This is a genomic window from Bacillus salacetis, assembly GCF_003581585.1.
In the GTDB taxonomy this organism is placed as follows: domain Bacteria; phylum Bacillota; class Bacilli; order Bacillales; family Bacillaceae_B; genus Rossellomorea; species Rossellomorea salacetis.
On sequence record NZ_QXIR01000059.1, the window covers coordinates 1 to 10046 of the forward strand.

General features: G+C 42.2%; 6 protein-coding genes. 5 read left to right on the plus strand and 1 reads right to left on the minus strand.

All coding sequences use genetic code 11. From position 1 onward, the window contains the following. Positions 1–363: 363 nt before the first annotated feature. Positions 364–1962: an ABC-F family ATP-binding cassette domain-containing protein gene (locus D3H55_RS23260; RefSeq protein WP_119549708.1), complete on the minus strand. Its 1599-nt coding sequence runs from the start codon at positions 1960–1962 to the stop codon at positions 364–366. Positions 1963–2153: 191 nt separating this feature from the next. On the opposite strand from D3H55_RS23260, the gene D3H55_RS23265 reads away from it, so the two are divergent. The 5 genes from D3H55_RS23265 to D3H55_RS23290 all read left to right on the plus strand — a co-directional run bounded on the left by D3H55_RS23265 (position 2154) and on the right by D3H55_RS23290 (position 10019). After that, positions 2154–2435: a YkvA family protein gene (locus tag D3H55_RS23265; protein WP_119549709.1), complete on the plus strand. Its 282-nt coding sequence runs from the start codon at positions 2154–2156 to the stop codon at positions 2433–2435. An 847-nt stretch (positions 2436–3282) separates the two neighbouring features. Continuing rightward, positions 3283–5223 carry an endonuclease MutS2 gene (locus D3H55_RS23270; protein ID WP_119549710.1) on the plus strand — a complete coding sequence of 647 codons (1941 nt, stop codon included), beginning with the start codon at positions 3283–3285 and terminating at the stop codon, positions 5221–5223. 512 nt (positions 5224–5735) lie between these two features. After that, entirely contained in the window at positions 5736–7985 is a 2250-nt protein-coding gene (locus D3H55_RS23275) for a poly(ethylene terephthalate) hydrolase family protein (protein WP_119549711.1), read from the plus strand. Between the two features lie 268 nt (positions 7986–8253). Further along, entirely contained in the window at positions 8254–8766 is a 513-nt protein-coding gene (locus D3H55_RS23280) for a YhcN/YlaJ family sporulation lipoprotein (protein ID WP_168413245.1), read from the plus strand. Between the two features lie 419 nt (positions 8767–9185). Further along, entirely contained in the window at positions 9186–10019 is an 834-nt protein-coding gene (locus D3H55_RS23290; protein WP_119549714.1) for an STAS domain-containing protein, read from the plus strand. The last annotated feature ends 27 nt before the right edge of the window (positions 10020–10046 follow it).

Sequence of the window (10046 nt, forward strand, 5' to 3'; positions counted from 1 at the left end):
GTAGCAGATGATGCCGGAAAAGCAGATGAATTGGTACATCATTCATGAAGGGAAGAGCGGATGATGCCGGAAAAGCGGGTGAATTGGTACATCATTCGTGAAGGGAAGAGCGGATGATGCCGGAAAAACGGTGCAATTCCTGCATCATTCAAAAAAGAGTAGCTGATTATGCCGAAAAAAACAGTTTATTTCCACCATCATTCAGAAAAAAATTAACTGATAATGCCCAAAAAGCAGTATCCTGAAAACCAATAGCCATAAGAAAGATCCAACCAAACACAAGCCTCACCAAAAGAAACCGTATGCCAACCAAAATCAAAAAAGCCTCCCAAAGGATGGGAGGCCGCTGATTCAATAATCGTATTAATTTTTCACTGCCGTAGCTTCAAGGAACTCGTCATATGTCATCTGTTTGTCAATGATGCCTTCAGTGTCCAGCTTGATGATGCGGTTTGCAATTGTTTGAATGAACTGGTGGTCATGGGACGCAAAGATCATGGAGCCCTTGAAATTCACAAGGCCATTGTTCAGTGCTGTGATGGACTCCAGGTCCAAGTGGTTTGTCGGTTCATCAAGCAAAAGAACGTTCGATTCACTCAACATCATCTTCGAAAGCATGCAGCGGACTTTTTCTCCTCCTGAAAGGACGGCCGGCTTTTTCATGACTTCTTCCCCTGAGAATAGCATTCTTCCAAGGAACCCTCTTAAGAATGATTCACTTTGGTCATTAGGGGAATATTGTCTCAGCCATTCCACAAGGCTTGGCTCATTTCCTTCAAAGTACTCTGAGTTATCTTTCGGGAAGTAGGCTTGTGAAGTCGTTACGCCCCATTTATAAGAACCGCTGTCCGGTTCCAATTCCCCTGCAAGGATTTTGAACAGGGTGGTTTTGGCGATTTCGTCGCTTCCTACCAACGCAATTTTATCATCCTTGTTCATGATGAAGCTTACATTATCCAAGACTTTTACGCCGTCAATTGTTTTAGATATGCCTTCTACTCTCAGCAAGTCATTCCCGATTTCACGTTCAGGTTTGAAATGGACATATGGATACTTACGGGAAGAAGGCTTGATGTCGTCCAATGTGATTTTATCAAGCAGCTTCTTACGTGAAGTCGCTTGCTTGGATTTGGAAGCATTGGCACTGAACCGCGCGATGAATGCCTGCAGTTCCTTGATTTTTTCTTCTTTCTTTTTGTTCTGGTCGGACGCCATTCTCGTAGCAAGCTGGCTGGATTCGTACCAGAAATCATAGTTCCCGACATAGACCTGGATTTTTCCGAAATCAAGGTCGGCAATATGTGTACAGACTTTATTCAGGAAGTGACGGTCATGGGATACAACGATGACTGTGTTCTCAAAGTTGATCAGGAACTCTTCCAGCCACTGAATCGCTGCGATGTCCAAGTGGTTGGTAGGCTCATCGAGAAGAAGGACGTCAGGTTTTCCGAAAAGAGCCTGTGCAAGCAATACTTTAACTTTGTCCCCACCTGAAAGATCTTCCATCTTCTTCGCATGAAGGTCTTCGCCAATGCCAAGCCCTTTAAGAAGAATCGCTGCTTCGGACTCCGCTTCCCAACCGTTCAATTCAGCAAAATCGCCCTCAAGCTCGGCTGCGCGCATTCCGTCTTCATCAGAGAAATCAGCTTTCATATAGATAGCGTCTTTTTCCTGCATGACTTCATAAAGGCGGGCATGGCCCATTATGACAACTTTTAATACTTCGTGCTCTTCATACTCGAAGTGGTTCTGTTTTAACACGGCCATACGTTCACCAGGAGTCATGGAAACGTTGCCTGTTTGGGATTCGATTTCCCCTGATAGGATTTTAAGGAAAGTCGACTTGCCGGCACCGTTTGCTCCAATGAGGCCATAACAGTTGCCGGGAGTGAATTTTATATTTACATCTTCAAATAATTTACGATCACCAAAACGCAGACTTACATCCGAAACTTGAATCATTTAGTTATTACCTCCATCATTCATATCTAAAAGATTATAACATGTTCCACCAAGAAATTCACATCTTATAAGGAATTTCTTATGATTGGCGGGGTATTTTATCTATCAGAATCAAAATGATTCCCAGGGAAACTATTTTCTATAAAATTGTGGTATATAAAAGGAAGAAGGTTTTGAAGGAGGAAAGATTGATGGTCAGATTTTTCAGCAGAATGAAATTTTTATTCAACATCAGGAGGTCGGTTCCATTCCTTGTCGCTTTTTTTAAATCGCCGCGTGTGAAGGTATGGAAAAAGCTGACATCCATTGGATTGATTATTGGATATATCCTGCTGCCGTTTGATTTAATACCTGATTGGCTTCTCATTTTTGGCATTGTAGATGATATAGCGGTCTTCACCTTGATCCTGCAGCAAATCATCAAACTGGCACCGGATGAATTGAAAGATAAGTATGATGTCCATAATCTCTGAAAAAGAAAGCGTGTTTGACAAAGGAATACTGAGTAGCATATTATGAGATGTGTAACTTAAAATAATCTCTGATAAGGGGAAATGTTGTATGTTAGGTGTCGTTCTTAACTAATCCGTAACTTTATACGGTCATTCATCAAGGCTGGGCAGAAAAAAATCTGTTCATATGCTTCTTTAAGCATGCCTTCATGTCTGATGAGTTAAGAACAATGATCATAGCATGCAATCATTTGTCTGCAGCACTGTGTCGATCGAGCACAGTTTTTTTGTGCAACCAGCACCTGCAAACCTTCTTTTTGTATGATATCCCGAACCGTAATGGACATTGTTCATTGCGGTTTTTTTGTGTTTAAATCCAGTATGCGTGATTATTGTTTGCGGATTAGTTCTTTTGTGAGCCGATGAGAGTGAGAAACCAACGAGATCCCGGCCCAATCAAAGACTAAATGGGCCATTGAAATTCTGAAACCAGCTTGGCCACGGCCCAATCAAAGGCTAAATAGGCCGATGAGAATGAGAAACCAGGGAGATCCCGGCCCAATCAAAGGCTAAATGGGCCGATGAGAGTGAGAAACCAGCGAGACCCCGGTCCAATTAAGCCCTAAATGGGCCATTGAGATTCGGAAACCACGGATATCCCGGCCCATTAGAAGGCTGAATGGGCCGATATAATTTGGAAACCAGCGAGACCCCGGCCCAATAAAAGGCTAAATGGACCAATGAAAATCGGGAAACCAGCGAGACCCCGGCCCAATCAAAGACTAAATGGGCCAAAGAGATCGGCAAAACAGCGAAACTCCCCTGTCCCAATTTGAAAGGATAATACCAAAACTTGGAGGAATATACATTGAACGAAAATACTTTTAAACAATTGGAATTTCACCGCATTCAAGAAGAAATAACAAAATATGCACTTACTGACTCAGGAAAGAAGCTAGTCCAATCGCTTTCTCCGTCTTTTAACAAAAAACAAATCGCTGCATGGCTGGATGAAGTAACAGAAGCAGCAGCGATATTATCCAAGAGCGAAAGCGTCCCGATTCACGCACTTGATGGAATCGAAATTATCCTTAACCAGATGAACAAAGGAACTGCCTTGAGGCCGGATCAATTCCAAAAGCTTCTCTTGTTCCTGGATTGCTGCCAAAAATTGAAAAGGTTCATGAAGGATAAGGAATTCATAGCTCCCAGAGTCTCATCCTACGTTTACTCAATTGAAGAACTCCCTGATTTATTTGAAGAAATCCAGCGCTGCATCCGCAATGGGCGAGTTGATGATTATGCTTCAAAAGAGTTATTGAAGGTCAGAAAGCAAATCAGTATCCAGGAGGATAGACTGAAAGAGAAAGTTACAAGTATGATAAAGTCCAATAAATATAAATCTTACATCCAGGAAGCGGTCGTCAGCCTGAGAGGTGACCGTTATGTCATTCCTGTTAAAAAGGAATACAAAGGAAAAGTAAAGGGTGCCGTCCTTGATACCTCTGCATCCGGGTCCACCCTCTATATTGAGCCGGAAGAAGTCGGTTTGCAGCAGGACCAGCTGCTGTATCTGAGGATGGAAGAAGAATCCGAGGCGGAGAGTGTACTTCTTTATTTAACAGGACTTGTCCAGCAGCGTGAGAAAGAACTCAAGCTTGCGGTGGAGGTCATGATTAATTACGATCTTCTCTTTGCAAAAGCCAAATACAGCAGGGCGATTGGCGGCCGATCAGTTGATTTGAATGAATCACATTATATATTACTGAAAAATGCGAAACACCCTTTGATAGGGAAAAAAGCAGTCCCGCTGAATCTTGAACTGGGAAAGGACTTTCATGCCCTCTTGATCACCGGGCCGAATACAGGAGGAAAGAATGTTTCGATCAAGACGGTGGGCCTCCTGACGATAATGGTACAATGCGGGATCCATATTCCGGTTGATGAAGGAAGCCATATCAGTATATTCCAGAAAGTCCTCCTGGATATCGGCGATGGGCAGAGCCTTCAGCAAAACTTAAGTACCTTCAGTTCGCATATTAAAAACATTATCGGAATCCTTCAGGAGGCAAATGACAGAAGCATGATTCTTATGGATGAACTTGGATCAGGAACCGATCCTGGTGAAGGGATGGGATTGGCCACAGCGGTCCTTCAAAAGCTTTATGCCAAAGGTGCCACCCTGCTGGCTACTACTCATTATAGTGAAATCAAAGAGTTTGCCTATAGGGAAGAAGGCTTTACAAATGGGTCAATGGAATTCAATCTCGAAACCCTCGAGCCGACCTACCGCCTGATCGTCGGAAGAGGAGGAGACAGCCAGGCCTTCTCTATAGCATTAAAGTTGGGAATGCATCCAGAAATCATTGAGACTGCACACATGGTCACATATAAGACAGAAATGAAATACAGGTCAGACGCAGATCAGGACGGTTTCCCTTCCCGAAAAGAACTTGAGAAACAAGTCATGGTTAACCGGCATGCAAGAAGACACCGGGAGGACAAGGTGAACAGCAAAGAAACAATTCCCCAGTTTACAATGGGTGATAATGTGAAGGTGACTCCTGCCGGTGATTTCGGGATCATTGAAAAAGGGCCGGACAACATGGGGAATTACTCGGTTTTCATTAAAGGGGAAAAGAAGGAAATCAACCACAAAAGGCTTGAACTTTATATCTCTTCAAGAGAAATGTATCCCGAGGATTATGATTTTGATATCATCTTCAAATCCAAGGACTACAGGAAAAAGAGTAATCAAATGAACCGCAGGCATGATGAAAACACAATCATCTCATATGAGAATGAGTAAGTGGCAAAATGGCTGTTCCCCATTTAGGGGACAGCTGTTTTTGAGGCCCTGTTCTGTGTTCACTAAAAAATTGTAAGTTACTTTTCACCATTAGTCTTATTTATTCCGTGGTAAACAGGAATGAAATAGCTTTCCGGGAGTGAATCTTGGAATGAAGGAGTAGGACCCGCTCATGGAAATGGACCGGGAGCATCAAAGTGGGGAACAGCACTTTTTTTAAAAAAGGCTCTTTTCGTAACACGTTGTTGCCAATATGAATTTCAAATAATATTCTGTTAAATCATCGGAAAAAAATCCTGGTGAGCAGGCAAGAAAAGAGCTGCTCGTTCTTTTTCGAGAGTAAAATCTTCGAATACAATTGAAAAATGCGGGACCGGGTATTATTCGGAAAGCAACATTTATGCGAAAACAGCCTTTAAAAAACAGGCTTTCATTTTTACAAAAGTTTCAGACAAAATGGGGAGGCATCTTTGATATAATGACGATGGAGATCCAAAAAAGGTGGCTGTTTTATGGAACCAGACAAAAAGTATGAACAACCGGTTGAAATCAAGAATAAGAAATCCTATTTTCATAGAATGAAGAAGTACTTTCTGAAGGCCTGGCGCCGCTTCGAGTCAGCTGCCGGAAGGGCATGGAAGGGCGCTGCTATCGGAGCATTTACCGTCGTCTTTCTCTTTTCAGTCTTTTTTGGAGTCGGACTTGAATCGGGACTGGGGACAGTCCCTGATTTTATCATCGTCGTGCTGCCGTTGCTGCTGGCAGCGCTGATCAGTCCCTTTATCGTCTATCCTGCCGTTAAACTGGTTAAAAAGCTGAATGACCGATTTCTCGCAATAGTTATATCATCGGCCGCCATTTTGCTTATCCTTTTATCTCAAGTGAGAAGTACTTATCAGATCATGCCATTGAGCTATATATTGGTTGGTATTGGGGTAGCTTCCGGAGGTGCTGTCGGCTTTTGGTGGAATTCCAAAAGGACCAAAATAACTTCTGTGGCTGCCCTGGTCTTTGGCTTTCTTTTGGCTGGAGGTCTTGCTGTATGGCTGGTGATGCCTGGAATTGACAGGTATGTTGTTTCAGATTTTGAACCGTCTTCCAAAACCATTCAGGCAGAAGATCCTTCAAAACCAGGAGAGTTCAATGTTAATACATTCACTTATGGAAGCGGAATGGATAAAAGGCGCCATGAATTCGCAGAAGGTGTTGAATATAGGACAGATACGCTGAATGCCTCCCGTGTGTCTGGAGGCTGGAATAAATACAGGACTTGGTTTTGGGGGTTTGATGAAACGGAAATTCCCTTAAATGGCACAGTCTGGATGCCTGAAGGAAAGGGGAAATTCCCTTTGGTCCTGATGGTGCATGGCAATCATATCATGGAGGAATTTTCTGATGAAGGATATGCCTACCTTGGTGAACTGCTTGCAAGCAGGGGATATATTGCCGTTTCAATAGATGAAAACTTCTTGAACACCTCATCATGGTCGGGAAGCTTGAATAATGAAATCAGTACGAGGGCGTGGCTCCTTTTAAAGCATCTGAATCAATTTGAAGAGTTCAATCAATCAAAGAAAACCGATATGTATCAGAAAGTTGATTTTGATAACATCGCCTTGCTCGGCCATTCAAGGGGAGGACAAGCTGCAGCTGTGGCAACCGAGTATAATAAGCTCGATAAATACCCCAATAACGGAAGTGTCACCTTTCACTTTGATTACAAAATAAAATCAGTGGTGGCAATAGCTCCTACAGATTATTTTACCTTGGGGGATAAGCCTGTCCACATGGAAAACGTCAATTACCTGCTGCTTCAAGGCTCGTATGACAGTGATGTTTCTGAATTCAGCGGTGACCGGCAATACAATGGACTTCAATTCACGGATGGAAATGGCTGGATGAAATCTTCCCTATATATTCACCGTGCAAACCACGGCCAATTCAATACCGTTTGGAACGACGACGACACAACTCTGCCAATGAATTTATTCATCAATAAGAAGCCTCTCCTGGATGGGGAAGAACAGCGGCAGATTGCCAAAACCTATGTATCAGCCTTCTTAGATGCCACCTTGAAGGGAAAAGAGGAATATAAACCGATATTTAAAGATTACAGCTATGCACTTCACTGGCTTCCTGACACAATCTATATCAATCGGTACAGTGACAGCAGCTTTCAGGTCCTGAATGATTATGAAAATGATTATGATTTGGCTACAGGAAATGATAACGAAATATCCTTCGATGGTTCGAGGCTGAGCTTCTGGAAGGAAGGGGAGCTTGAATCGCGTGAGGATGATGATCGACTGAATCACGGAGTTTATCTTAAATGGAATGAAGGGTACTCACTGTCCGGGTTATATGAAATGGACCTTAAAGAGGAGTATCTTACAAACCATAATATTAACTCCGATCATTCCCTTACATTTTCTGCTGCAAATATGATGGATGGTGATGAATCTTCTGATTTCACCATAAGGCTGGAAACGTCCGATGGAAAAAGTGCGGAAGTCACGCTGTCTGACATGCTGCCCCTTGCTCCAGCTCTAAAGGTCCAGCACTCGAAGACATGGTTTTATCAAAAATCCAGATATGGAAAAGTGCATGAACCCGTACTTCAAACCTTTCAAATTCCTCTAACAAACTTTACATCACAGGGAATCGAGCTTGGTAGCGTTAAGAAAATTGAATTTGTATTTGATAAAACATCAAAAGGTTATATTTTTCTGGATGAAATTGGAATAATAAATACAACTGATTAAGACAGGAGCCCAGTCTTCTGTCTTTTTCTATTTTCTTTTTTTCGCAAAATATGCTGCTGATTGATTCAAACTCAGAGATTCATCCTTATCTCACTGAAAAAATGATTTATATCCAGAGAGACAAAACGGGTTTTGCGCTTTTCAAATTGCAGCAATCGATACGTGAAATGTATCTTTCATAGAACATGATTCACCAGGAGTCATATTAAAAGTATGAAATTCAACTGATATGGGAAGCCTAGTTTATGAACAAAAAGGAGGGTCCCTGATGACTAAATTACGATTCTATCTGCTGGTGCTTCTGGTTATACTGGCCGGCTGTAATACAAACGACAATGATCTTGGCCAAGATGGAGAAGATGGCGGCATGGGAGTTCAGCAAGTCCGCTATAATACTACCAATACAGGTGAAAACAATATATATGGGGAAGCCAACCCTGCTGATCCAACTTATAATATGACCGATAGAATGGCTAACAAAGTAATGAAGTTGTATGAAATTGAACGTGCTTATGTTTATACAAAAGGCGAGGATGCTTATGCTGGTGTGGTATTGGAGAACCGCCTGGAAACCCAATTGGATGATGATTTGCAGAGGAAAATTGAAGAAGCAGTAAAGAGTGTGAATAGGAACATTCAAAGTGTCTTCATTTCAAGTGACCGTGAATTGGTACGGGATATGAAATCCTATCGCGACCGTGTACATAATGGAGAACCTGTAGATGATTTTGGTGAAAGAATCGACGGAAGAGTATCAGAACTGTTTCCAAATATTCAATGAAGCATCCGGGCTTCAAGCTAAGGATGAACGTATCAGGTTTCAACAGGCATGATTTCAAAAAGCACCTCTATTAGAGGATGAAATTTTTCCTGTTTCATCCTCTTAATTTTTCAGGGAATCCTGTGATAACCCAGAAAGCTCATCCTTAAGCTATAATGCCAGCTTTACTGTTTCTGCCTGTGGCAAAAACAGAGGAGGAAAGCCTGGAAAGTCCCCGCTGCAAACAACTATGCCTTTAAAATTCATAAGGGCATTTTGAGGTGCGCAGGGGGTTTTTTTGCAGGTAAAGATAAATAATTCAGAAGTCCCGGAAGGAAATCGGAACATTATCATTTGAATCTCCCCTCAATTTTCATATACACTTTAATAGTGTTGATTTGTAGATAACTTATTAAGAAACGTGCAAAGAGGGTGTTTAAATGACCAACAAACAGAGTGTGTTTGAAGAGTTCAGTGATCTGATAAGGGAACGAAGTACTGAACTCGCACAAGAAGTGACTGAAAAGCAAAACAAAAAGTACCCTGAAATGCTGTCGATATCCAACGATATGCTTACAATGAGAGAAGAACTGGTCAAATTGTTCGCAGAGTCATTCGTGCTGGACAAAGATGAGCGTAGAAGAAAATTTAAAGCTTGGGGCAGGAAAGCCGGGGGCCAATGTGCGACATTGAATACGAGCCTGGAAGAAATGCTTAATGAGTTTCCTGAGTATCGGACAATCATCGGGGAACTGCTCATGGTTAAGGCAAAGGAATATGAACTGTCAATCGAGGAATTTTATGAGATGCTGAATATCCTGGAAACAGACATCAGTGATGTGACTTGTTATTTCAGTCTTCCTTTTGTCGATTATCAGGCAGATCAATTAAGAAACTCGAAAGCAGCATTATTTGAATTGTCAGTACCTGTCATTCCGATATCAGATAAGGTAGCCGTCCTGCCGCTTGTGGGGGATATCGATACAAGCAGGGCCAAACTCATGCTTGAGAAAGCACTGGAAAAAAGTTCGGAACTGAAAGTGAACTATTTCATTCTTGATTTGTCAGGGGTTCCGATCATTGACACTTATGTTGCCCAGATCATATTCCAATTGATAGATTCTTTGGAATTGATCGGTGTCAAAGCAAAAGTGACAGGAATGACACCGGATATAGTTCAAACAGTTGTGAACCTCGGCATAGATTTCCAGAAGATTCAGACGTACTCAAGCCTGAAACAGGCAATCAACGTTATTTACAGTACGGAAACATAAAAGACTGCGTGGCAGGGATCCCTGTCA

Coding starts and splice junctions, on each gene's coding strand:
- D3H55_RS23265 (WP_119549709.1), top strand. CDS start 2,154: ATGGTCAGATTTTTCAGCAGAATGAAATTTTTATTCAACATCAGGAGG.
- D3H55_RS23290 (WP_119549714.1), top strand. CDS start 9,186: ATGACCAACAAACAGAGTGTGTTTGAAGAGTTCAGTGATCTGATAAGG.
- D3H55_RS23280 (WP_168413245.1), top strand. CDS start 8,254: ATGACTAAATTACGATTCTATCTGCTGGTGCTTCTGGTTATACTGGCC.
- D3H55_RS23275 (WP_119549711.1), top strand. CDS start 5,736: ATGGAACCAGACAAAAAGTATGAACAACCGGTTGAAATCAAGAATAAG.
- D3H55_RS23260 (WP_119549708.1), bottom strand. CDS start 1,962: ATGATTCAAGTTTCGGATGTAAGTCTGCGTTTTGGTGATCGTAAATTA.